The 23,234-nt window shown below is 58.4% G+C and carries 21 protein-coding genes; 11 read left to right on the plus strand and 10 right to left on the minus strand.

Annotation, left to right across the window (positions count from 1 at the left end):
• Nucleotides 1–3: 3 nt before the first annotated feature.
• The 4 genes from G7090_RS23060 to cpxP form a co-directional block, all read right to left on the minus strand.
• Nucleotides 4–993, minus strand: coding sequence for a sulfate ABC transporter substrate-binding protein (locus G7090_RS23060; RefSeq protein ID WP_166184862.1), 990 nt, complete (start codon nt 991–993; stop codon nt 4–6).
• A gap of 272 nt (nt 994–1,265) precedes the next feature.
• Nucleotides 1,266–2,228, minus strand: a complete 963-nt coding sequence (gene pfkA, locus G7090_RS23065) for a 6-phosphofructokinase (protein WP_106995774.1) — start codon at nt 2,226–2,228, stop codon at nt 1,266–1,268.
• Nucleotides 2,229–2,392: 164 nt separating this feature from the next.
• Nucleotides 2,393–3,307: a CDF family cation-efflux transporter FieF gene (gene fieF / locus G7090_RS23070; RefSeq protein ID WP_106995773.1), complete on the minus strand. Its 915-nt coding sequence runs from the start codon at nt 3,305–3,307 to the stop codon at nt 2,393–2,395.
• A gap of 153 nt (nt 3,308–3,460) precedes the next feature.
• Nucleotides 3,461–3,961 (minus strand): cell-envelope stress modulator CpxP, encoded by a 501-nt coding sequence (gene cpxP / locus G7090_RS23075; protein WP_166184866.1) that lies wholly within the window; start codon nt 3,959–3,961, stop codon nt 3,461–3,463.
• Nucleotides 3,962–4,111: 150 nt separating this feature from the next.
• Here cpxP and cpxR point away from each other — a divergent pair, with 150 nt between their 5' ends.
• Complete coding sequence (gene cpxR, locus G7090_RS23080; RefSeq protein ID WP_106995771.1) at nt 4,112–4,810, plus strand: envelope stress response regulator transcription factor CpxR; 699 nt, start codon at nt 4,112–4,114, stop codon at nt 4,808–4,810.
• Entirely contained in the window at nt 4,807–6,180 is a 1,374-nt protein-coding gene (gene cpxA, locus G7090_RS23085; RefSeq protein ID WP_106995770.1) for an envelope stress sensor histidine kinase CpxA, read from the plus strand. Before cpxR ends, cpxA begins: the two co-directional genes overlap by 4 nt.
• A 30-nt stretch (nt 6,181–6,210) precedes the next feature.
• Here cpxA and yiiM read toward each other — a convergent pair whose 3' ends face one another.
• The 4 genes from yiiM to rhaS (G7090_RS23105) form a co-directional block, all read right to left on the minus strand.
• Nucleotides 6,211–6,885: a 6-hydroxyaminopurine reductase gene (yiiM, locus tag G7090_RS23090; RefSeq protein ID WP_166184869.1), complete on the minus strand. Its 675-nt coding sequence runs from the start codon at nt 6,883–6,885 to the stop codon at nt 6,211–6,213.
• A 76-nt stretch (nt 6,886–6,961) separates the two neighbouring features.
• On the minus strand, nt 6,962–7,582 hold the full coding sequence (sodA, locus tag G7090_RS23095; protein ID WP_106995768.1) for a superoxide dismutase [Mn]: 621 nt from the start codon (nt 7,580–7,582) through the stop codon (nt 6,962–6,964).
• A 185-nt stretch (nt 7,583–7,767) separates the two neighbouring features.
• Nucleotides 7,768–8,616 carry an HTH-type transcriptional activator RhaR gene (gene rhaR, locus G7090_RS23100; protein WP_166184872.1) on the minus strand — a complete coding sequence of 283 codons (849 nt, stop codon included), beginning with the start codon at nt 8,614–8,616 and terminating at the stop codon, nt 7,768–7,770.
• A 73-nt stretch (nt 8,617–8,689) separates the two neighbouring features.
• On the minus strand, nt 8,690–9,526 hold the full coding sequence (gene rhaS, locus G7090_RS23105) for an HTH-type transcriptional activator RhaS (RefSeq protein WP_106995766.1): 837 nt from the start codon (nt 9,524–9,526) through the stop codon (nt 8,690–8,692).
• Nucleotides 9,527–9,826: 300 nt separating this feature from the next.
• Between rhaS (G7090_RS23105) and rhaB the strand changes: the two genes are divergently transcribed.
• The 9 genes from rhaB (at nt 9,827) to rhaM (ending at nt 19,751) form a co-directional block, all read left to right on the plus strand.
• Nucleotides 9,827–11,296 (plus strand): rhamnulokinase, encoded by a 1,470-nt coding sequence (rhaB, locus tag G7090_RS23110; RefSeq protein ID WP_166184878.1) that lies wholly within the window; start codon nt 9,827–9,829, stop codon nt 11,294–11,296.
• The gene (gene rhaA / locus G7090_RS23115; RefSeq protein WP_166184885.1) at nt 11,293–12,552 is read left to right on the plus strand and encodes an L-rhamnose isomerase; all 1,260 of its coding nucleotides are present in this window, start codon (nt 11,293–11,295) and stop codon (nt 12,550–12,552) included. The genes rhaB and rhaA overlap by 4 nt, the downstream gene beginning before the upstream one ends.
• Nucleotides 12,553–12,647: 95 nt before the next feature.
• Nucleotides 12,648–13,478: a rhamnulose-1-phosphate aldolase gene (gene rhaD / locus G7090_RS23120; protein ID WP_166184888.1), complete on the plus strand. Its 831-nt coding sequence runs from the start codon at nt 12,648–12,650 to the stop codon at nt 13,476–13,478.
• 84 nt (nt 13,479–13,562) lie between these two features.
• Nucleotides 13,563–14,549 (plus strand): rhamnose ABC transporter substrate-binding protein, encoded by a 987-nt coding sequence (gene rhaS, locus G7090_RS23125; RefSeq protein ID WP_106995762.1) that lies wholly within the window; start codon nt 13,563–13,565, stop codon nt 14,547–14,549.
• A gap of 112 nt (nt 14,550–14,661) precedes the next feature.
• Nucleotides 14,662–16,164: a sugar ABC transporter ATP-binding protein gene (locus tag G7090_RS23130; RefSeq protein ID WP_166184891.1), complete on the plus strand. Its 1,503-nt coding sequence runs from the start codon at nt 14,662–14,664 to the stop codon at nt 16,162–16,164.
• Entirely contained in the window at nt 16,164–17,168 is a 1,005-nt protein-coding gene (locus G7090_RS23135) for an ABC transporter permease (RefSeq protein ID WP_166184894.1), read from the plus strand. Before G7090_RS23130 ends, G7090_RS23135 begins: the two co-directional genes overlap by 1 nt.
• Nucleotides 17,165–18,169: an ABC transporter permease gene (locus G7090_RS23140; protein ID WP_106995759.1), complete on the plus strand. Its 1,005-nt coding sequence runs from the start codon at nt 17,165–17,167 to the stop codon at nt 18,167–18,169. The genes G7090_RS23135 and G7090_RS23140 overlap by 4 nt, the downstream gene beginning before the upstream one ends.
• A gap of 131 nt (nt 18,170–18,300) precedes the next feature.
• Nucleotides 18,301–19,440, plus strand: a complete 1,140-nt coding sequence (gene fucO, locus G7090_RS23145; protein ID WP_166184898.1) for a lactaldehyde reductase — start codon at nt 18,301–18,303, stop codon at nt 19,438–19,440.
• Nucleotides 19,437–19,751, plus strand: a complete 315-nt coding sequence (gene rhaM, locus G7090_RS23150; RefSeq protein ID WP_106995757.1) for an L-rhamnose mutarotase — start codon at nt 19,437–19,439, stop codon at nt 19,749–19,751. The genes fucO and rhaM overlap by 4 nt, the downstream gene beginning before the upstream one ends.
• On the opposite strand, the gene G7090_RS23155 is transcribed toward rhaM, so the two are convergent.
• On the minus strand, nt 19,739–21,013 hold the full coding sequence (locus tag G7090_RS23155; protein WP_166184902.1) for an MFS transporter: 1,275 nt from the start codon (nt 21,011–21,013) through the stop codon (nt 19,739–19,741). The two genes, rhaM and G7090_RS23155, sit on opposite strands and share 13 nt — an antisense overlap.
• Before the next feature lie 44 nt (nt 21,014–21,057).
• On the minus strand, nt 21,058–23,181 hold the full coding sequence (locus G7090_RS23160; RefSeq protein WP_166184905.1) for an alpha-galactosidase: 2,124 nt from the start codon (nt 23,179–23,181) through the stop codon (nt 21,058–21,060).
• Nucleotides 23,182–23,234 lie beyond the last annotated feature (53 nt).

A 23,234-nucleotide genomic window follows, 5' to 3' on the forward strand; every position in this document is an offset into this window, starting at 1 on the left:
TGATTAACGCTTGCTGATCTCATCGAAAGTACCGCCATTCGAGAAGTGATCTTTCTGCGCTTTGGTCCAGCCGCCGAACACCTGATCGATGGTGAACAGCTTCAGTTTCGGGAATTCGTTCTCATACTTCTTCGCCACCGCTTCATCACGTGGACGGTAGAAATTCTTCGCGGCGATCTCCTGGCCTTCCGGGGTGTAGAGATACTTCAGGTAGGCTTCCGCCACGGCCCTGGTGCCTTTCTTGTCCGCCACTTTGTCGACCACAGAGACGGTCGGCTCAGCCAGAATCGATTCGCTTGGGGTCACGATTTCAAACTTGTCTTTACCCAGCTCGTTGGTCGCCAGCAGCGCCTCGTTTTCCCACGCAATCAGCACATCGCCAATACCGCGTTCCACGAAGGTGTTGGTAGAACCGCGCGCGCCGGAGTCCAGCACTTCAACGTTTTTAAACAGCGACTTCACGAAATCCTGGGCTTTAGCCTGGTCGCCATTGTTCTGGTGCAGAGCGTAACCCCAGGCGGCCAGATAGTTCCAGCGTGCGCCGCCGGAGCTTTTCGGGTTCGGGGTGATCACCGACACGCCCGGTTTAACCAGGTCGTTCCAGTCGTGGATCTGTTTCGGGTTGCCTTTACGCACGAGGAAAACGATGGTGGAGGTGTATGGCGCAGAGTTGTCTGGCAGACGTTTGATCCAGTTTTTATCAATACGACCGCGTTCCGCGATAGCGTCCACGTCGTATGCCAGCGCCAGGGTCACCACATCGGCTTCGATACCGTTGATGACCGAGGTCGCCTGCTTACCGGAGCCACCATGCGACTGGCGGATCACCACGTTATCGCCGGTTTCCTGTTTCCAGTGAGCGGCGAACGCCTTGTTGTACTGGTCGTACAGCTCACGTGTCGGATCGTAAGACACGTTCAGTAACTGGATATCCTTTGCCAGAACGCTGGTCGATGCCAGCAGTAAAGTTAACCCCACGCCCCATTTGTTCATCGTCCCACTCTCTTAATATTGTGTTTGATGAGTGCAGCGTGCCAGAAAGCGAACCAATGATTAAAGAATAAAAAAAGATTGGCTATAACGTAGAGGAATAAAAATCAGGCGATGGGTGTAAAAAAGCCGGGTGGCGGCTTCAAGGTAAAAGCAAAACGGTAACCCAGGGTTACCGTTTTTAGTGTTTTCACCCTCTCCCGTGGGAGAGGGTTGGGGTGAGGGCATCAGACTGCACAAATCCAGTAGGCCGCCACCCGGCAACAAATCATTGATTAGTAAAGTTTTTTTGCGCAGTCCAGCCAGTCACCTTTGAACGGACGCTTCATGCTTTCGATGGCGTCGATGATGTCATGGTGAACCAGTTTTTCGTTCTGAATCCCGACGCAACGGCCGCCGAAGCCCTGCTGCAGCAACTCAATAGAGTACGCGCCCATACGGGAGGCCAGGATACGGTCGTAAGGACCCGGGGAGCCGCCGCGCTGGATGTGGCCGAGAACCGTGGCGCGGGTTTCGCGTTTGGTTTCGGTTTCGATGTAGCGTGCCAGCTCTTCGATGTCGCAGATGTGCTCGGTGATCGCCACGATGGCGTGTTTTTTACCTTTGGCGATCCCGGCTTTGATTTCCGCGACCAGGTCTTCACGGCTGAATTCGACTTCCGGCACCACCACGAACTCACAGCCGCCAGCAATAGCTGCTGCCAGGGTCAGGTCGCCACAGTAGCGGCCCATCACTTCCACGATGGAGATACGCTGGTGAGAAGAAGAGGTGTCGCGCAGACGGTCAATCGCTTCAACCACGGTGCCCAGAGCAGTGAAGAAACCGATGGTGTAGTCGGTGCCCTTGATGTCGTTGTCGATGGTGCCTGGCAGACCGATGCATGGGAAGCCCATTTCGGTCAGGCGTTTTGCGCCCATATAGGAGCCGTCACCACCGATAACCACCAGCGCGTCGAGGCCGCGTTTTTTCATGTTCTCGATAGCCACTTCACGGATGCGCTCTTCGCGGAATTCCGGGAAACGCGCGGAACCGAGGAAGGTACCGCCGCGGTTAATCATGTCGGAGACACTGTAGCGGTCGAGCTGCACCATGCGATCTTCATACAGGCCCAGATAACCGTCATAGATACCAAAAACTTCCAGACCTTCCGTCAACGCAGCACGAACTACGCCACGAATTGCTGCGTTCATGCCGGGCGCATCACCGCCGCTTGTCAACACACCGATTTTCTTAATCATGACTACCTCTGAACTTAGGAATGCAAAAATGAAATCTGTTGCCGGAAGACTTCTGACGACCAACGAATACTGCAAATAGTATATCAATCACTTCCAGCTGAATTGATTCAGGTCAGGCCATATGGCGGTTATTTTTCCACAAAATGCTGGCCTGGTTCACTTTTTTACAACGAATTACGAAAGCTCAAATGTCCATTGCCTGGCTTAGGTACGACTGAGCAGGGATCCTGGTGAATAATGACGTCTGACCCCGGGAAACGCTGCAAAATCGCCTGCTCCACCTGCTCAGCCACCAGATGCGCCTGAACCAGCGGCAGGTTATCTTCCATTTCTAAATGAATCTGAATAAAGCGGGTCGGCCCTGACTGCCGCGTGCGAAGATCGTGAGCACCGCTGACGCCTGGCCAGGAGGTCACAATTTCAAAGATTTCATGCCGTTCTGCGTCTGGCAAGGCGCGATCGAGAAGCGATTGCACCGCCTCGTACCCCATGCGCAACGCACTGTATAAAATATAAAAGCCAATCCCTAATGCAAATAGTGCATCGGCCCGGTGCCAGCCATACCAGGCCAGACCGAGCGCAACCAGGATCGCGCCGTTCATCATAACATCAGACTGATAATGAAGCATATCGGCCCGTACCGCCTGACTTTGTGTTTTACGCACAACCCAGCGCTGGAACGTTACCAGAACCAATGTGCTAATAAGTGCAATAACCGTCACTACCACGCCGACCCCGGGATCTTTCATCGGCGATGGGGTATACAGGTGCTGAATACCGGTTAAAAAGAGGAACAGCGCCGAACCGGAAATAAACATGCTTTGCGCCAGCGCCGCCAGCGATTCCGCTTTGCCGTGACCAAACGTATGTTCTTCATCCGCTGGCTGCAGGGAGTAGCGCACTACCCACAGGTTAGTGACCGAGGCGGCAATATCCACCAGAGAATCGACCAGCGCCGCCAGAATACTGACTGAACCGGTATACCACCATGCGAAAATTTTAATCACTAACAGGCACGACGCCATGATCGTCGCAGCGATTGCGGCCCGGCTTACCAGCCGCCCATAGGATTGATTCATAAACACTCCTGTCATGCTATGCCGCTAGTATAACGGATGCAGAGGAGGCATTAAGATGAATAAACAGTTACGACGTTTGAATGATGGGCAAAAAAAACCCCCTCATCATGAGGGGGAAGACAGGGATGGTGTCTATGGCAAGGAAAACAGGGTCTACTGGTTACTACGGGTATTGCTACTAAAAAGCGTCGATTCAGCGTTCTTTTGCATCCGTGCAACCTCCCGCAATTGATCCATCCGTTGCTGGTGTTTCTGGTTCAAAACCGCTTGCTGCTCGGGCGTTAGCAGGTGAAACATCTGGTTGCGGACCTTGGCCATTTCGACCTGTCGGGCAACCTGCTCCTGCGCCATTTTATCTGCCTGAGCGCGCACAGCGCTTTCGTCAAAATTTTCTGCGGTGACAAGGCGGTGCATTGTCTCCATTTCGCTAACATTAACAGGGGGCTGGTCATGACGAGCCCGCTGCATCAGATCTCGCATCTGTTGACGCTGATGTTCGGTTAAACTTATGCCGTCGAACATATGGCCCTGGCCACTCTGCTGCGCGATGCCCTCCGTTGAGGAGCGGTTATCGCCGGTGATGACTCCAGCAGCCTGGCTAAATGCACTAAACGCCAGCGTTGAGGCCATGACGGCAGCGGTAACTTTGCGCATCACTTACTCCCAAAATCTTTCGTGTCGCGATTCAACGAGAGACAGTCTACGATTCAGGCTGCAAACATGCGTCAGGGGGTGTAAAACAACGTAAAGTCATGGATTAGATAGCCTTGATGACGTAATTTCTGCCTCGGAGGTATTTAAACAATGAATAAAATCCTGTTAGTTGATGATGACCGAGAGCTGACATCCCTTTTAAAGGAGTTGCTCGACATGGAAGGCTTTGACGTGTCGGTGGCCCACGACGGGGAGCAGGCGCTGAGTCAGCTCGACGATAGCATCGACTTGCTTTTGCTCGACGTCATGATGCCGAAGAAAAACGGTATCGACACCCTTAAAGAGCTGCGCCAGACGCACCAGACCCCAGTCATTATGCTGACCGCGCGCGGCAGCGAACTCGATCGTGTACTGGGCCTTGAGCTGGGTGCCGATGACTATCTGCCTAAACCTTTTAACGACCGTGAACTTGTGGCGCGTATTCGGGCGATCCTGCGCCGTTCTCACTGGAGCGAGCAGCAGCAGAACACCGACAACGGCTCGCCGACGCTGGAAGTCGACTCCCTGAGCCTCAATCCGGGCCGCCAGGAAGCCAGCTTCGATGGCCAGGCGCTGGAACTCACCGGCACCGAATTCACCCTGCTTTATCTGCTGGCGCAGCATCTGGGCCAGGTGGTATCGCGTGAACATCTGAGCCAGGAAGTGCTGGGTAAACGCCTGACGCCGTTCGACCGTGCAATTGATATGCACATCTCCAACCTGCGCCGCAAATTACCGGAGCGCAAGGATGGTCACCCATGGTTTAAAACCCTGCGTGGACGCGGCTATCTGATGGTGTCCGCTTCATGATAGGCAGTTTAACCGCCCGCATCTTTGCCATCTTCTGGCTGACGCTGGCACTCGTTTTAATGCTGGTTTTGATGTTACCTAAACTCGACTCACGCCAGATGACGGAGCTCCTCGACAGCGAGCAACGTCAGGGTGTGATGATCGAGCAGCACGTGGAAGCAGAGCTGGCCATCGATCCGCCCAATGATTTGATGTGGTGGCGCAGGCTGTTTCGCGCTATCGAAAAATGGGCGCCGCCCGGACAACGCCTGCTGCTGGTCACCAGCGAAGGCCGCGTGATTGGGGCCGATCGCAATGAAATGCAGATCATCCGCAACTTCATTGGCCAGGCGGATAACGCCGATCATCCGCAAAAGAAAAAATATGGTCGGGTAGAGATGGTGGGGCCATTCTCCGTCAATGACGGGGAAGATAACTATCAGCTCTACCTGATTCGTCCGGCGAGCAACTCTCAGTCCGACTTTATCAACCTGCTGTTCGACCGCCCGCTGCTGCTACTGATTGTCACGATGCTGGTGAGTTCACCGCTGCTGCTGTGGCTGGCATGGAGCCTGGCGAAACCGGCGCGTAAGTTGAAAAACGCTGCGGATGAAGTGGCGCAGGGCAACCTGCGACAGCACCCGGAACTGGAAGCCGGGCCGCAGGAGTTCCTGGCGGCGGGTGCCAGCTTCAACCAGATGGTGACCGCGCTGGAGCGGATGATGACCACCCAGCAACGGCTATTGTCTGATATCTCCCACGAACTGCGCACACCGCTGACGCGTCTGCAACTGGGCACCGCCCTGCTGCGCCGCCGGAGCGGAGAAAGCAAAGAGCTGGAGCGTATCGAAACCGAAGCGCATCGTCTGGACAGCATGATCAACGACCTGCTGGTGATGTCCCGCAATCAGCAGAAAAACGCGCTGGTCAGCGAAACGGTGAAAGCCAATCATCTGTGGCATGAGGTGCTGGATAACGCGGCATTCGAAGCGGAGCAGATGGGGAAATCCTTCACCGTCAACTTCCCGCCGGGGCCATGGCCGCTGTACGGTAACCCCAACACGCTGGAGAGCGCGCTGGAGAATATCGTGCGTAACGCCCTGCGCTATTCGCATACCAAAATCGAGGTGGCGTTCTCGGTGGACAAAGACGGTATCACCATCAACGTCGATGATGATGGTCCTGGCGTCAGCCCGGAAGATCGCGAGCAGATTTTCCGTCCCTTCTATCGCACCGACGAGGCGCGTGACCGTGAATCAGGCGGTACCGGGCTGGGTCTGGCGATTGTCGAGACCGCCATTCAGCAGCACCGCGGCTGGGTGAAAGCGGACGACAGCCCGCTGGGGGGATTGCGTTTAACGCTCTGGCTGCCGTTGTATAAGCGTTCGTAATTATCCTCTCCCCAACGGGGAGAGGATAGATTATCTTCCCCACAATCTCCGCGCATTGTCTTCGATCTTGTGGCTAAGTCGCCGCTTCTGCATGGTTCGGGTCCAGCTGATCGATAACCCCGCCGCCGACAGCAGTCGGTGATACTGCTCATCATCAAAGGGCATATGCCAGGCGATGGCGCAGGCGTCATGCACCGAGACATCGCTCAGGCGGGAAACCAGCGTCAGGGGCGCATCCGCCGAAACTTTACCCGCGACAATCACCCGATATAACCAGCCGGTTATCCCGGCATTTTGCATTTGCGTGGCGATATCGGTGATCCCGAAGTGGAAATTGAGTTTGAAGCACGGGGAGCGCGGCTGGGTCACCTGGATCAGGGCGTCACCCCAGCGAAAGATATCGCCGATAAAGACGTTCTTCTCGGTTAGTCCCTCAGTAGAGAGGTTTTCGCCAAACGCCGGGGCGACAAAAAGCCCGGCCTGGTCAGGGTATTCGCTTGCCCAGTACGCATAATGCTCGCGTGGATAGTGGCACAGCGCGCGATCCGGCCCGCCGTGGATTTTCTTCTCCGCCTGCTGATCGCCCACCAGCCCCTTTTCGGTGAGGGTGAGTTCGCCGTCAACCTGCACTTTAGCAATCGCGCTCGGGCGACTGCCGTCATAATCCTTTATTTTTCCAATAAATACGTTAGCTGGATAGTCCATCGCGGCTCCTTACGCAGATTGTGGGTATAAAAAAAGCGAGTCATCAGACTCGCTTCTCACAGACGGCTTTGCAACCTTATTTTTTAGCGGCGAAACGTGCTGCTGCTTCGTCCCAGTTCACCACGTCCCAGAAGGCTTTGATGTAGTCCGGGCGACGGTTCTGGAATTTCAGGTAGTAAGCGTGTTCCCACACGTCCAGGCCCACGATTGGGAAACCGGATGCGCCAGAGATAGCTTCACCCATCAGCGGGGAGTCCTGGTTTGCAGTTGAAACCACAGCCAGTTTGTCGCCTTTCAGGACCAGCCACGCCCAGCCAGAGCCGAAACGGGTCGCAGCGGCTTTTTCAAACTCAGCTTTGAAGTTGTCAACGGAGCCGAAGTCGCGCTCGATAGCGGATTTCAGGTCACCCTGCAGGGTGGTACCGGTTTTCAGGCCTTTCCAGAAGAAGCTGTGGTTAGCGTGGCCGCCCGCGTTGTTACGCAGTACGGTTTTCTTGTCAGCCGGCAGTTGATCCAGTTTGGTGATCAGCTCTTCAGCAGGCAGGCTGGCAAATTCTGGCAGGCTTTCCAGCGCCGCGTTGGCGTTGTTAACGTAAGTCTGGTGGTGTTTGGTGTGATGGATCTCCATCGTCTGCTTGTCGAAATGCGGCTCAAGGGCGTCGTAAGCGTACGGCAGGGATGGCAGGGTATAGCTCATAATCATCTCCATTATTGTCGGGCGGCAAACGTGTTAATGCCGCGTAAGCAGTTGGTTCATTATAGTTAATTAAATGATATTGAAAATGTTTATCAATGCCGTAGTTTTAATAAGGTTATAACTTTTAGTTATGTCACTGATCTGGCGGGGCGTGTGGTGGCACTCAGGGGTGAGCAGATATTCTATTACGCCGCGTTATGGCTGCGGTGACGCCACTGAACCGGGGTCATCCCCACTTCGCGGTTAAACACCACCGAGAAATAGTTACTGTCCTCAAAGCCGCACTGCATGGCGACTTCGCTGACCATCAATTCGGTGTGCTGGAGCAGATACTGCGCGTGGCAGATCCTCAGCTGGCGCAGGTAGTGGTTTACCGTCATCCCGGTCTGGGTACGGAACTGCTGGCGCAGGGCACGCTCGCTGCACTGCTCCTGCTCGCAAAACTTCTCCAGCACAAAGCTGCGGTTCAGGCTACCGGCCAGAGCGGTGATCAGCTTATCCAGCAGCGCTTCCGGTTCGCTGGCCGCCGGGTTATCCGGGGCATAACGGTAGCGTTTGAGCATGATCGTCAGCTGGGCAAACAGCAGCTCGGCCATGTCGAACGCGTTGGGATCGTTCTTCAGGCTCTCCTGCTCCAGCTGGGCGATCACCGGGCGCACCTGCGCCATGCCGTTGCTGCCCAGCCGCCAGTGCGGAGTGCTGCCGGCCCTGAGAAAACCGGGAATATTCGCCGCCCAGTCCACGTTGAGCTTCAGCCGGTCGGGGCAGTAGATGATGTTCTGCAGCACCAGATCGTTAACCGAGGCGTAGGAGTGTTTGTCTTCCGCGCGGATGTAAAACAGGTCGCCGCGGGTGATGCGGTACGGGCGATCGTTGAGGATATGCAGGCCATTGCCGCGCCACACCAGCACCAGCTCGCAGAAGTCGTGGGTGTGCTCAGCAAAGACATTTTGCGGATAGCGGTCCGCCACCGCGACGGCCTGGGCGGCGGATGCAAAAAAATCGGCTCTGCGAAGAATCAACTGTCCTGCCACATCACAACCTCACCCGGGAACAACCTGCCATTATTACCCGGTTTGCGGCAATAAAACGGTGATTTTCCTCGCGTTACTGAAGCGAGGCATCCCGGCCCTGGCGAATGTCGCGCGGGGACCAGGAAAACTCCCGGCGAAACAGAGTCGAAAAGTGGTTACTGTCGCCGAAACCGCAGCGATAGGCGATATCCGTGACGCTATCGTCGGTATGACGCAGCAGATGGCGCGCTTTGATCAACCGCAGACGGTTCAGGTAACGCTGCGGCGTCTGCCCGGTGTGCTGCTTCAGCTGGCGATGCAGGGTGCGTAGCGAGAGGGAAAAGTTATCCGCCAGCGTCTCCCAGCAGACATCCTCCGCAAAGTGATCTTCCAGCCAGGCCATCAGCTGATTGAGCCGGGCATCGTTATCCGCCGCCCCTTCCACCAGGCTACCCCGTCGCAGCAGCACCAGCAGTTGCATAAACAGGATCTCGCGGCTGGCGAGGGCGTGGGTGGTCTGTCCCTCTTCGGACTGCTCCATCTGGCTGACCAGCTGGCGCACCTGCTGCAGCGTGGACTGATTCACCCGCCAGTGCGACGGGTAGTGGCCATCCTGCTCCTGGGGCAGGAGCTGGTTCAGTCCTGACAAAAACTGGAACGCTTCCGGAGAGCGATAGAGCACGTTGGTCAGGCACAGGTTGTCGGTATGTTCATACATATGCCGATCATGATCGCGGACAAAGCACACCGTGCCGCCGCTGATGGTGTAGGGCTGCCCGTTGAAGACATGGATACCCGTTCCGTGCTCAACGATCACAATCTCATGGAAATCATGATGATGTTCCGGAAAGGCAGCCTGGGGCAGCCGCGGCTCAATCGCCACAGGCGAGTGGCCTGAAGGGAAAAAATCCACGCTGTGCAGTACGGTCATAACGGTTCACCAGATGATAAATGTTCTCAAAATAGTAATTTAGGGTTTCCCGGCTCACCTTAAATTTTCGACAGCAAATGGCGCAAAGCCTGTCGCTTTTTCAAGAAACGGCGGGAAAGATCCGGAAATGCGCCCACCGTCACATCCCCCGAAATCCCGGCAATTGGCGGGAAATGTGAACTCTCTCACGTTCATCTTTGCTTTCTTGCCAGCGCCTGAAATGCGCTGTCAGTGGCAAGAAGGTCACTGACGCTTCCCTTTTTTACACTGTCCGGCAATGACTTCAGGAAGGACCGGACCATGACTTTTCGCCATTGTGTGGCTGTCGATTTAGGCGCATCCAGCGGCCGCGTAATGCTGGCGAGCTACCACCGCGAGCAGCGCACCCTCTCCCTGCGCGAAATCCACCGTTTCGTGAACTGCCTGCAAAAGCAGGACGGGTTTGACTGCTGGGATATCGACACCCTGGAAGCGGAGATCCGCACCGGGCTGAATAAGGTGTGCGAAGAAGGCATTCACATCGACAGCATCGGGATTGACACCTGGGGCGTGGATTACGTGCTGCTGGACAGCAACGGCGAGCGCGTGGGCCTCCCGGTCTCCTATCGCGATAGCCGCACCGACGGGGTGATGGCGCATGCGTTAGCACAGCTCGGGAAAGCGGAGATCTATGGCCGGAGCGGCATCCAGTTCCTGCCGTTTAATACTCTGTATCAGCTGCGCGCCCTGGTGGAACAGCAGCCGGAACTGGTGGCGCACGTTGCGCATGCCCTGCTGATCCCGGACTACTTCAGCTACCGTCTCACCGGCCAGATGAACTGGGAATATACCAACGCCACCACCACCCAGCTGGTGAACATCAATTCTGACTCCTGGGACGAGAACCTGCTCAACTGGACCGGCGCGCCGCGCGACTGGTTTGGCACCCCAACCCATCCGGGCAACGTGATTGGCCACTGGATCTGCCCGCAGGGCAACCATATTTCCGTGGTGGCCGTCGCCAGCCACGACACCGCAAGCGCGGTGATCGCCGCCCCGCTGGCCTCGAAGGATGCGGCGTATCTCTCCTCCGGCACCTGGTCGCTGATGGGCTTTGAGAGCAAAACCCCTTACACCAGCGATAACGCGCTGGCAGCGAATATCACTAACGAAGGCGGGGCCGAGGGCCGCTACCGGGTGCTGAAAAACATCATGGGCCTGTGGCTGCTGCAGCGGGTGCTGAAAGAGCAGAACATCTCTAACCTGCCGGAGCTTATCGCAGAAACCGAAAAGCTGACGGCCTGTACTTTCCTGATCAACCCGAATGACGACCGCTTTATCAATCCGGCCAATATGAGCGCCGAGATCCAGGCCGCCTGCCGCGACAGCGCCCAGCCGGTGCCGGAGAATGCCGCCGAGCTGGCGCGCTGCATCTTTGACAGCCTCGCCCTGCTGTATGCCGAGGTGCTGCACGAGCTGGCGACCCTGCGCGGTAAGCCCTTCAGCCAGCTGCACATTGTCGGCGGCGGGTGCCAGAACCAGCTGCTGAACCAACTCTGCGCCAACGCCTGCGGTATCACGGTGTTAGCCGGGCCGGTTGAGGCATCGACACTCGGCAATATCGGCATTCAGCTGATGACCCTCGACGAGCTGACCAACGTGGATCAATTCCGTCAGGTGGTGACCGGCAACTACGGCCTGACCACCTTTACCCCTCATCCCGATCATGAAATTGCCCGCTACCGCACGCAGTTTCAGCAACAACGACCGACAAAGGAGCTTTGCGCATGACCACTCAACTTGAACAAGCCTGGGAACTGGCTAAACAGCGTTTCGCCGCCGTGGGCGTAGATGTCGAGGAGGCTCTGCGTCAGCTCGACCGTCTGCCCGTCTCTATGCACTGCTGGCAGGGCGATGACGTCGCTGGTTTTGAGAACCCGGGCGGCGCGCTGACCGGCGGGATCCAGGCCACCGGTAACTATCCGGGCAAGGCGCGTAACGCCGCCGAACTGCGGGCGGATCTGGAGCTGGCCCTGAGCCTGATCCCGGGGCCAAAGCGCCTGAACCTGCACGCCATCTATCTGGAATCCGACGAGCCGGTGGAGCGCAACGCCATCAAGCCGGAACATTTTAAGAACTGGGTCGAATGGGCAAAAACCAACAAGCTGGGGCTGGATTTCAACCCCTCCTGCTTCTCGCATCCGCTGAGCGCCGACGGCTTTACCCTCGCCCACGCCGACGACGAAATTCGTCAGTTCTGGATCGACCACGTCAAAGCCAGCCGTCGCGTGTCGGCGTACTTTGGCGAACAGCTGGGCACCCCGTCGGTGATGAACATCTGGATCCCGGACGGGATGAAAGACATCACCGTTGACCGCCTCGCCCCGCGTCAGCGTCTGCTGGCGGCGCTGGATGAGGTGATCAGCGAGAAGCTGAACCCGGCGCACCACATCGACGCCGTGGAGAGCAAGCTGTTCGGCATTGGCGCCGAAAGCTACACCGTCGGCTCCAGTGAGTTCTACATGGGTTACGCCACCAGCCGTCAGACCGCCCTGTGCCTGGACGCGGGCCACTTCCATCCGACCGAAGTGATCTCCGACAAAATCTCCGCCGCGATGCTGTATGTGCCGCACCTGCTGCTGCATGTCAGCCGCCCGGTACGCTGGGACAGCGACCACGTGGTGTTGCTGGATGACGAAACCCAGGCCATCGCCAGCGAAATCATTCGCCATGATCTGTTTGACCGGGTGCATATCGGCCTCGACTTCTTCGACGCCTCCATCAACCGCATCGCGGCCTGGGTTATCGGCACCCGCAACATGAAAAAAGCCCTGCTGCGCGCCCTGCTGGAGCCTACCGCCGAACTGCGCGCGTTGGAAGCCGCAGGGGATTACACCGCGCGTCTGGCGCTGCTCGAAGAGCAAAAATCCCTGCCGTGGCAGGCGGTATGGGAGATGTACTGCCAGCGCAACGACGCCCCGGCGGGCAGCCAGTGGCTGGATACCGTGCGGGCGTATGAGCAGGACGTATTAGTTAATCGCAAGTAAAGACATTGCCCGGCGGCGCTTCGCTTGCCGGGCCTACGGGTAAAAGTAGGCCGGGTCAGCGCAGCGCCACCCGGCATTTTCAAAGGAAACACAGAATGCAGACCATCACTCAATCCTGGTTCGTCCAGGGCATGATCAAAGCCACCTCCGACGCCTGGCTGAAAGGCTGGGACGAGCGCAACGGCGGCAACCTGACGCTGCGCCTGGACGACGCGGATATTGAACCCTTTGCCGCCGACTTCCATCAGAAGCCGCGTTATATCGCCCTGAGCCAGCCGATGCCGCTGCTCGCCAACACGCCGTTTATCGTCACCGGTTCTGGCAAGTTCTTCCGCAACGTGCAGCTCGATCCCACCGCCAGTTTAGGGGTGGTAAAAGTGGACAGCGACGGCGCGGGCTACCACATTCTTTGGGGGCTGACTGACGACGCGGTGCCAACCTCTGAGCTGCCGGCCCACTTCCTCTCCCACTGCGAGCGTATCAAGGCCACCAGTGGGAAAGATCGCGTGATCATGCACTGCCATGCCACCAACCTGATCGCCCTGACCTTCGTGCTGGAGAACAACACGGACGTTATCACCCGTCAGCTGTGGGAAGGCAGCACCGAGTGTCTGGTGGTGTTCCCGGATGGTGTAGGCATTCTGCCGTGGATGGTGCCGGGCACCGATGAGATCGGCGAAGCCACCGCCATTGAGATGCAAAAACATTCGCTGGTGCTGTGGCCGTTCCACGGCGTGTTCGGCAGCGGCCCGACGCTGGATGAGACCTTTGGTCTGATCGACACCGCCGAGAAGTCTGCTGAAGTGCTGGTAAAGGTTTATTCGATGGGTGGCATGAAGCAGACCATCACCCGGGAAGAGCTGATTGCGCTGGGCAAACGCTTTGGCGTCACCCCTATGCAGTCGGCGTTAGATCTGTACAAATAAGAACATCGCGCCCCGCTCACCGAGACGGGGCGAACTACACCTGCAAACCCTACAAAAATCACCTCATTAAGTGGAGTAAAAGCAATGAAAATAAAGACAAGCTTGATCCTCACCGTTGCCGCCCTGGCGTTGTCCGGTTCTGCTTTAGCGGAAGTAAAAATCGCCCTGGTGGCGAAATCCTTAGGTAATGGCTTCTTCGAAGCGGCAAACGTGGGTGCCCAGGAGGCAGCCAAAGAGTTAGGTGATGTCAAAGTGATCTATACCGGGCCGACCACCACCACGGCCGAAGCGCAGATCGAAGTGCTGAACGGGTTGATCGCTCAGGGAGTGGATGCGATCGCCATCTCCGCCAACGATCCTGATGCCGTGGTGCCGGTGCTGAAAAAAGCGATGCAGCGCGGGATCAAAGTGGTGTCATGGGACTCCGGTGTGGCGAAAGCCGGACGCCAGATCCACCTCAACCCTTCCAATAACGCGCTGATTGGCGAGACCAACGTCAAGCTGGCGGCCGAAGCGCTGAAAGCGCTGAACGTGGAGAAAGGCGATGTGGCGGTGCTGAGCGCCACCCCAACCTCCACCAACCAGAACACCTGGATTGCCGAGATGAAAAAGGTGCTGCCGCAGTACCCGTCCGTCAACCTGGTGACCGTGGCCTATGGCGACGATCTGTCGGATAAGAGCTACCGCGAAGCGGTCGGCCTGCTGAAAACCTACCCGGATCTGAAGGTGATCGTCTCTCCGTCGTCGGTCGGCATCGTGGCCGCAGCGCAGGCGGTGAAAGATCAGGGCAAGATCGGCAAAGTCTATGTGACCGGCCTGGGCCTGCCGTCTGAGATGGCCGGCGCGGTGAAATCCGGTGCCAGCAAAAGTTTCGCCATCTGGAACCCGATCGACCTCGGGTATGCCGCGACCTACTTAGCGGATGACCTGGTAAAAGGCACGGCGACCAAAGACGAAGCCAGCATGGGCAAACTGGGCAAAGTGAAGCTGGATGCCGACGGCAGCGGCGCGATGGCTGAGCCGTTTGTTTACGATGCCAGCAATATTGATAAGTTCTCGAAAATTTTCTAACAACTTCACCCCTCACCCTAACCCTCTCCCCAAAGGGGAGAGGGAACCGATCGAGCCCCTCGCCCCTATGGGGAGAGGGGTTGGGGTGAGGGGGAATTTCTGGAGAACTATCATGACCCCATTGCTTCAGCTTAAAGGCATCACCAAGGTTTTCCCCGGTGTGCGCGCCCTTGAGAACGTGCAGCTCGAACTCTGGCCCGGCAAAGTCACCGCCCTGATCGGTGAAAACGGCGCGGGCAAATCAACGCTGGTCAAAGTGATGACCGGCATTTACCAGCCCGACGAGGGCGAGATCCTCTACAAAGCCATTCCCATCAACCTGCCGACCCCGGATTCGGCGCACAAGGTGGGCATTACCGCCATCCACCAGGAGACCGTCCTGTTCGACGAGCTGTCGGTCACCGAAAATATTTTTGTCGGTCAGTACCTCTATAAAGGCCTTTTCAAAAAGCTCGACTGGCCGGAGATGCACCGCCGGGCGCAGGCGATCCTTACCCGTCTTGAGGTGCAGATTGACCCGCGCGCGACGCTGAAAACCCTGAGCATCGCCCAGCGCCATATGGTGGCGATTGCCCGGGCGCTGTCGTTTGACGCGCAGGTGGTGATCCTCGATGAACCCACCGCCGCCCTGTCGCAGCATGAAATTCTTGAGTTCTATCAAATCGTTGAACGCCTGAAGCTGGAGGGGAAAGCGATCCTGTTTATCTCACACAAGTTCGACGAGATTTTTGAGCTGGCGGATCACTACACCATCCTGCGCGATGGCGTGTTTGTCGGTGCCGGGGCCATCAACGACATCACCGAAGAGCGGATGGTGGCGATGATGGTGGGCCGCGCCATTACTCAGACCTTCCCGAAAGTAGAGTGCGAAAAAGGCGACACCGTACTGGAGGTGAAAAATCTCTGCCACCCCACCGAGTTCGCTAACATCTCCTTCACCCTGCGCAAAGGCGAGATCCTCGGCTTTTACGGGCTGGTGGGGGCCGGGCGCACCGAGCTGATGCAGGCGCTCTCCGGCGTCTCGCGTCCCTCCTCCGGCAGCATCGTGCTGAACGGTAAAGAACAGCATTTCCGCCAGCCGGCGGACGCCATCCGGGCCGGGATTGTCTGCGTGCCGGAAGAGCGCCAGAAGCAGGGGGCGATTATCGAGCTGTCGATTGCGCAGAACATTAGCCTGCCCCAGCTCAGCAAGCTCAACCCCAACGGGGTGCTGCATGACGATCGCGAGTGGCAGCTGGCGGATGAATACGCCAGACGGCTGCAGGTGAAAGCCTTTAGCTGGAAACAGGCGGTGGAAACCCTCTCCGGCGGCAACCAGCAGAAGGTGGTGATCGGCAAATGGCTGGCGACCCACCCGGACGTCATCATCCTCGATGAACCGACCAAAGGGATCGATATCGGCTCCAAAGCGGCGGTGCATCAGTTTATGTCCGAGCTGGTCAGTCAGGGCCTGGCGGTGATCATGGTCTCCTCCGAACTGCCGGAAGTGATGGGCATGGCCGACCGCATTATCGTGATGCATGAAGGGCTGATGGTGGCGGAATATCAGGCGGGGGGCGCGACGGCAGAAACCATCGTCAGCGCCGCCAGCGGTGCCAGACAGGAGGCCGCATAATGGTGCAACAGCTGCTTAAACACCGCGAGGCGCTGCTGGCGGCGGTGATCGTCCTGATGATTATCGCCATCGGCACTCGCGTCCCGTCATTTATTGCCCCGGGCAACCTGGTGGAGATGTTTAACGACACTTCCATTCTGATCATTCTGGCCCTCGGGCAGATGATGGTGCTGCTCACCAGGGGCATCGACCTGTCGATGGCGGCTAACCTGGCGCTGACCGGGATGATTGTCGCCCTGATTAACTTTAACTATCCCGAGGTACCGGTCTGGGCGCTGCTGATCCTCGCCACCGTGCTGGGCCTGGTAATGGGCGTCATCAACGGCCTGCTGGTGTGGAAGATGGGCATTCCGGCGATTGTGGTGACGCTCGGCACCATGAGCATCTACCGCGGGATTATCTTCCTGCTCTCCGGCGGCGGCTGGGTCAACTCCAATCAGATGGGGGCCGATTTCCTCGGCCTGCCGCGTGCGTCGGTGTTGGGCCTGCCGGTACTGAGCTGGTGCGCCATTGCCGCCCTGCTGCTGGTGGGCTATTTCCTGCGCTACAGCCGCACCGGACGCGCGCTCTACACTGCGGGCGGCAACGCGACGGCGGCGTACTACACCGGGATCAACGCCGGGAAGATGCAGTTCGTCAGCTTCTGCCTCTCCGGGGCGCTGGCCGGGTTCTGCGGCTATCTGTGGATCTCGCGCTTTGCGGTGGCTTATGTCGACGTGGCGAACGGCTTTGAGCTCCAGGTGGTGGCGGCCTGCGTCATCGGCGGCATCAGCACCATGGGCGGTACCGGCCGGGTGCTCGGTTGCCTGTGCGGGGCGCTGTTCCTCGGGGTGATCAACAATGCCCTGCCGGTGATTGGCGTATCGCCGTTCTGGCAGATGGCGATCTCCGGAACGGTGATCGTGATTGCGGTGCTGCTCAATGAGCGCGGCAACAAACGCAAAGGACGGCTGATCCTGCGCGATGCGGCGCTGGCTCGTCAGAAACAGGCGGTAAGATCATGAGTAAAGTAATGACGTCTGAAGAGATTAAAAACACCCCCGCCCCGGCAGGCATTTTCCAGCGCCTGCTGTGCTGGGAAGGTTTTCTGCTGGCGGTCACCCTGGCGGTCTTTGTGGGTAACGCCCTGGCCTCGCCGTACTTCCTTGATATCTGGAACCTGTCCGACGCCACGTTCAACTTCACCGAAAAGGCGATCATCGTCCTGCCGATGGCGATGCTGATTATCGCCCGGGAAATTGACCTGTCGGTGGCCTCCACCATCGCCCTGAGTTCCACGGTGATGGGCTTTTGTGCGGCGGCCGGGCTGGATACGCCGCTGCTGGTCTGTGTGGGCTTAGGGGTGGGCCTGTTGTGCGGGCTGTTCAACGGTCTGCTGGTAACCCGCTTTAACCTGTCGTCGATTGTGATCACCATCGGCACCATGAGCCTCTATCGCGGGATCACCTACATTCTGCTGGGCGACCAGGCGCTGAATGCGTACCCGGAGAGCTTCGCGTGGTTTGGTCAGGGGTATGTCTGGGGCGCGCTGTCGTTTGAGTTCGCGCTGTTTATCGTGCTGGCGGTCGTGTTTGCCTTCGTGCTGCACAAGACCAACTTCGGGCGTCGCACCTATGCCATCGGCAATAACCCGACCGGGGCCTGGTATTCCGGCATCAACGTCAAGCGTCACAACCTGCTCCTCTTTGCCCTGGTGGGACTGATGGCCGGACTGGCCTCGGTGCTGCTCACCTCGCGTCTGGGCAGTACCCGTCCGACCATTGCGATGGGCTGGGAGCTGGCGGTGGTGACCATGGCGGTACTCGGTGGGGTCAATATTCTCGGCGGTTCCGGCAGCATGGTAGGCGTGATTATCGCCGCCTTCCTGATGGGGCTGGTCACCTTCGGCCTGAGCCTGCTCAACGTGCCGGGCATCGTGATGTCGGTGATTATCGGCGCGATGCTGATTGTGGTGATCTCCCTGCCGATCGTCACCCGCCGGATTATGCAGCGAAGACGGATTTAATCCCCTCCCCCCTGCCCTCTCCCCAAAGGGGAGAGGGAGAAAGGCCGCACGGAGCAGTCCCCTCGCCCCTCCGGGGAGAGGGTTAGGGTGAGGGGCGCAGATTTGCAAAATCACCATTAAGGAGAATTATCATGAGCTTTATGTTGGCGCTGCCGAAAATCAGCCTGCACGGCGCAGGCGCAATCGGCGATATGGTTAAGCTGGTGGCAACCAAACAGTGGGGCAAGGCGTTGATCGTCACCGATGGTCAGCTGGTAAAAATGGGCCTGCTCGACAGTCTGTTTACCGCCCTCGACGAACAGCAGATGTCATATCAGCTGTTCGATGCGGTCTTCCCGAACCCGACCGAAGCGCTGGTGCAGCAGGGCTATGCCGCTTATCAGGACGCGCACTGTGATTACATCATTGCCTTCGGCGGCGGCAGCCCAATCGACACCGCGAAAGCGATTAAAATTCTCACCGCCAATCCGGGCCCGTCTACCGCTTACTCCGGCGTCGGCAAGGTGATCAACGCCGGGGTGCCGCTGGTGGCGATCAACACTACCGCCGGCACGGCGGCAGAGATGACCAGCAATGCGGTGATCATCGACTCCGCGCGTCAGGTCAAAGAGGTGATTATCGACCCGAACATTATTCCGGATATCGCCGTGGATGATGCCAGCGTGATGCTCGACATTCCGGCCTCCGCCACCGGGATGGATGCCCTGACCCACGCCATCGAAGCGTATGTCTCCGTGGGTGCTCACCCATTGACTGACGCCAACGTGCTGGAGGCCATTCGCCTGATCGCCCGCTGGCTGCCGGAAGCGGTGGACAACGGGCATAACCTGGAGGCACGCGAGCAGATGGCCTTCGGCCAGTATCTGGCCGGGATGGCCTTCAACAGCGCCGGACTCGGGCTGGTACACGCCCTGGCCCACCAGCCGGGAGCCACGCACAACCTGCCGCACGGCGTGTGTAACGCCATCCTGCTGCCGATCATCGAAAACTTTAACCGTCCGAACGCCGTGGCGCGCTTTGCCCGCGTGGCGCAGGCGATGGGCGTCGATACCCGCGAGATGAGCGACGAAGCGGCCAGCATGGCGGCCATTCAGGCGATTCGTGACCTGAGCACCCGCGTCGGCATTCCGTCCGGCTTCAGCACGCTGGGCGTGACCAAAGCCGACATCGAAGGCTGGCTCGACAAAGCCCTCGCCGACCCCTGTGCACCCTGCAACCCGCGCGTTGCCAGCCGCGACGAGGTGCGCGAGCTCTATCTGGAGGCATTATGATCCGCAAAGCCTTTGTAATGCAGGTGAACCCTGACGCACACGAAGAGTACGAACGTCGCCACAACCCGATCTGGCCCGAGCTGGAGGCGGTCCTGAAAGACCACGGCGCGCACCACTACGCCATCTATCTGGATAAGAGCCGTAACCTGCTGTTTGCCACGGTAGAGATCGAGTCGGAAGAGCGCTGGAACGCGGTGGCAAACACCGATGTCTGCCAGCGCTGGTGGAACTATATGGGGGAAGTGATGCCCTCTAACCCGGACAACAGCCCGGTGAGTACCGGGCTGCGAGAGGTGTTTTACCTGGCCTGATGGGTCAACGCTGCCGCGCTCGCGGCAGCGATATCCCGCTTATTGCTCAACGTAAACGCCGACAGCACCGTCACCGCCAGCACAAAACAGCCCAGCATCAGGTAGGTCTCCTGGAAGCCGATCCGGTCATACATATTCCCGGCAAAGGCGGAGAGGAAAATCGCCGCCAGCTGTTTGGCAAAGTTGAAGCCAATCAGGTAGATGGTGGCAGACAGTCGGGTATCGAACACGCCGGTAATGTACTTGAAGGCGCCCACCAGCAGGAACGGCACTTCCAGGGCGTGCAGCATCTTCAGGGCCACCACTTCCACGGCGGTGGTCGCAAATGACGAACCAATAATGCGCGTCGCCATGATCACCCCGGCAATCAGCAGCGTATTTTTTGCGCCGATGCGGTTAATGATCCACGGGGAGCAGAACATGATGATGGCGTTGCAGATCTCCCCGGCGGTGGTCGCAAAACCAAACGCCCGCGTCCCCTCCTCCGGCGTGGCGAAGAAGGTTTTAAAGAAGGTGGCGAACTGCTGATCGAAGACGTCATACACGCAGGCCACGCCAATCACGTACAAAATGAACATCCACATTTTGCGCTGGCGGAACAGGTTAAAGACGGTTCGGGCAGTAATCTGCGGCTGGTTAGCGCCGAGGGCGTTCATCACCTGCGCGGTCTGGTTGGGCTTCGGTTTGGCAACCACCAGCAGCAGCATCAGTATCAGCGCCGCCCCGGACCCCATCCAGAAGACATATGAGGGATCGATACTGAACAGCACCCCGCCCGTCGAGGCGCATAGCCCCCAGCCCAGACAGCCAAACATACGCGCCTTGCCGTACTCAAAGAAGCTGTTGCGGCTCACGCGTTCGATGTAGGCCTCAATCGCGCCCGACCCTGCCGAGAAGACGAAGCCGATATAGATCCCACCGCTCAGCGCCCCAAGCCAGATATTGGTTTTCAGCAGCGGGGCGAAGACGTAGAGGAAAAAGGGCGCGAACAAAAACAGCAGCACCGCGATGATCCACAGCAGGTGTTTTTTCAGCCCCAGTTTGTCCGACACAATCCCCAGCACCGGCTGGAACGAGATGGCAAACAGCGAGATGCAGGAGAAGACGATCCCGGTATGGGTTTTATTAAGGCCGATGATATCCGACAGCCAGATCGGCAGGAACGGAAAGCAGGTGGCCATGATGAAGAAGTAGAGAAAGAAGAACGACCCGAAAATCCAGAAGTTAGGGTTGTCTTTGTGGGTACAGGCAGTCGTGTTCATTATTTTTATCCTCAACTCAGGGCCGGTCGCCCGGCCCATTGCCCTTATACGCGTTCAACGCCAATCAGGATGGCGGTTTCCGGGTCCAGCACCGGCAGAGCAAGCCCCGCCTGCATCAGCCATTCGCCACTCACCGTTTGCGGGGACTCCATCCACGCCGGCAGCTTGCGCATGGTGTGTCCCCCTTCGCCAGTCAGGCGGATATTGGGGTGATCGAGCAGAGTGATGCGGTACTGCGCGCTGGCTTCGAGGCCCGGCATGCGCAGCGGCATCATCAGGGTGTAATCCGGCATCGCCAACTGGCTGACAATAAACAGCCCCTGGCGCTGATCCTGACTCACTATCCCCTGCGCCAGCGTGGTGCTGTCGGGCATATCCACCCGCCACTGGGTGCCGTGGTGGATCACCTCCCGCCACTGCTTATGCAGGGCCGCATAGTGCCGGTAGCCTTCGCGCTCCTGCTCATCCACGGCGAGGGGATCCAGCTCCAGCCCCATATGGCCGAACAGCGCCGTCAGGCCCCGGAAGGCAATGCTGTGCTGGCGGAAAGTGGCATGGCATTTATGATGACCGATATGCGCGCCCATCACCTCCGGCGGGAAGAAGTAGCTCATGCCACGCTGGATAGTATTACGTTCCAGCGCGTCGTTGTTATCCGACGCCCAGAAGCGATGGCAGCGGGTCAGGACTTCATAGTCGATACGCCCGCCGCCGGAGGAGCAGGATTCAAACTCCACGTGCGGGAAGCGCTCGCCCAGGGTGTCCAGCAGACGGTAGAACTGGCGGGTCTGGGCGTCGGCAGCGGCTTTGCCGTTATGGCCCGGCTGCACCAGCTCGCGGTTCATGTCCCACTTCACGTAGTCCACCGCGTGCTCGCCCAGCAGCCAGCTTATGCGCTCCAGCAGGTAGTTGAAGGCGGCAGGAATGTTGAGGTTCAGTACCCACTGGTGGCGACCGGTGGCCTGCTCATAACCTGGCAGAGCCAGCACCCAGTCCGGGTGGGCACGATACAGATCGGAGTCGGGGTTGATCATCTCCGGCTCGACCCAGATACCAAACTCCATCCCGAGACTTTTAACGTGGTTGATCACCGGCGTTAAGCCGTTGGGGTATTTCTGCTCGTCGAGATACCAGTCCCCCAGCGCAGCATGGTCGTCGTTGCGCCCTTTAAACCAGCCATCATCAATGATAAAGCGCTCCACCCCCAGCGAGGCCGCTTCGTCTGCCATCCGCATGATGTACTCAGGATCGTGGTTAAAGTAGATCCCCTCCCAGGTGTTAAGGTGCACCGGGCGCGGTTTGTTCTCCGGGAAGCGGATGATGTTGCTGCGCAGATAGCGGTGGAACTGCTGGCTCATGCCGTTCAGCCCCTGGGAGGAGTAACTGGCGTAGAGGCGTGGCGTCCACAGGGTTTCCCCCTCCGCCACCGCCATTTCCCCCGGCAGATAAAGCGCTTCGGCCTGCAGGTAACGACGCCCATCGGTTTTGACCTCCGCGCGCAGGCGATGGTTGCCGCTCCAGCCCAGGTGCACGCCCCAGACGTCGCCGTGCATTTCGCTGAAGCCCGGCGTGCCGCCGATCAGGGCCGGGAAATGCTCGTGGGAGCTGCGGCCCCGGCGATTTTCGATCACGAAACTGTCGTGCTCCAGCAGCAGGCGATGCGGCTGGAATTCGCGGATCCAGCGGCCATGAAACGCCATCACCTCGCGGGCACGTTCCGCCAGCGGCAGGGTGACGGCCAGGCGATCAACCTGCCACGGCTGGCTTTTAAGGTTGGTCAGGCCGTGGCGAATCGCCAGCACGCCGCTGTCATCAAGGGCGATCTCGCTGGTCAAACGCAGGCCGGCGGTATCATCTTCGGCGGTGAGGGTCAGGGATTGTCCCTGCTGCGCTACCGCGACGGTACGAAACCGCGGCGAGCCATCCAGCCCCTGTCGGTGGCCTTCAATGCCCGGGGCGCCGAACAGCCCGTGGGCAAGTTCAGCCATCAGCGTGATCGGGGAATCAACGTCCAGTCTGCCGTTGGCGATTGGGCGGGATAGCGTGGCCGCATCCTGCGGCGAAAAGTGGCGAAGGTGCGGCCCCCAGTAAAGAATTTCGGCGAACGGGTGGGTTTTGATTATCACATCCACCGTTTCGCTCGCGAGTCGTAAAATTGCCTCTTGCATCGGACATCTCCTGTCATCGGGATATCCTGAGTGTTGATTCGAAACGTTTCGGA

The organism is Leclercia sp. 29361, from assembly GCF_011290365.1.
GTDB lineage: Bacteria > Pseudomonadota > Gammaproteobacteria > Enterobacterales > Enterobacteriaceae > Enterobacter > Enterobacter tamurae.

Coding starts and splice junctions, on each gene's coding strand:
- pfkA (WP_106995774.1), bottom strand. CDS start 2,228: ATGATTAAGAAAATCGGTGTGTTGACAAGCGGCGGTGATGCGCCCGGC.
- sodA (WP_106995768.1), bottom strand. CDS start 7,582: ATGAGCTATACCCTGCCATCCCTGCCGTACGCTTACGACGCCCTTGAG.
- G7090_RS23140 (WP_106995759.1), top strand. CDS start 17,165: ATGAGTAAAGTAATGACGTCTGAAGAGATTAAAAACACCCCCGCCCCG.
- fucO (WP_166184898.1), top strand. CDS start 18,301: ATGAGCTTTATGTTGGCGCTGCCGAAAATCAGCCTGCACGGCGCAGGC.
- rhaD (WP_166184888.1), top strand. CDS start 12,648: ATGCAGACCATCACTCAATCCTGGTTCGTCCAGGGCATGATCAAAGCC.
- G7090_RS23160 (WP_166184905.1), bottom strand. CDS start 23,181: ATGCAAGAGGCAATTTTACGACTCGCGAGCGAAACGGTGGATGTGATA.
- cpxP (WP_166184866.1), bottom strand. CDS start 3,961: ATGCGCAAAGTTACCGCTGCCGTCATGGCCTCAACGCTGGCGTTTAGT.
- rhaM (WP_106995757.1), top strand. CDS start 19,437: ATGATCCGCAAAGCCTTTGTAATGCAGGTGAACCCTGACGCACACGAA.
- yiiM (WP_166184869.1), bottom strand. CDS start 6,885: ATGGACTATCCAGCTAACGTATTTATTGGAAAAATAAAGGATTATGAC.
- G7090_RS23130 (WP_166184891.1), top strand. CDS start 14,662: ATGACCCCATTGCTTCAGCTTAAAGGCATCACCAAGGTTTTCCCCGGT.
- rhaS (WP_106995766.1), bottom strand. CDS start 9,526: ATGACCGTACTGCACAGCGTGGATTTTTTCCCTTCAGGCCACTCGCCT.
- cpxA (WP_106995770.1), top strand. CDS start 4,807: ATGATAGGCAGTTTAACCGCCCGCATCTTTGCCATCTTCTGGCTGACG.
- rhaA (WP_166184885.1), top strand. CDS start 11,293: ATGACCACTCAACTTGAACAAGCCTGGGAACTGGCTAAACAGCGTTTC.
- rhaB (WP_166184878.1), top strand. CDS start 9,827: ATGACTTTTCGCCATTGTGTGGCTGTCGATTTAGGCGCATCCAGCGGC.
- G7090_RS23135 (WP_166184894.1), top strand. CDS start 16,164: ATGGTGCAACAGCTGCTTAAACACCGCGAGGCGCTGCTGGCGGCGGTG.
- fieF (WP_106995773.1), bottom strand. CDS start 3,307: ATGAATCAATCCTATGGGCGGCTGGTAAGCCGGGCCGCAATCGCTGCG.
- G7090_RS23060 (WP_166184862.1), bottom strand. CDS start 993: ATGAACAAATGGGGCGTGGGGTTAACTTTACTGCTGGCATCGACCAGC.
- G7090_RS23155 (WP_166184902.1), bottom strand. CDS start 21,013: ATGAACACGACTGCCTGTACCCACAAAGACAACCCTAACTTCTGGATT.
- cpxR (WP_106995771.1), top strand. CDS start 4,112: ATGAATAAAATCCTGTTAGTTGATGATGACCGAGAGCTGACATCCCTT.
- rhaS (WP_106995762.1), top strand. CDS start 13,563: ATGAAAATAAAGACAAGCTTGATCCTCACCGTTGCCGCCCTGGCGTTG.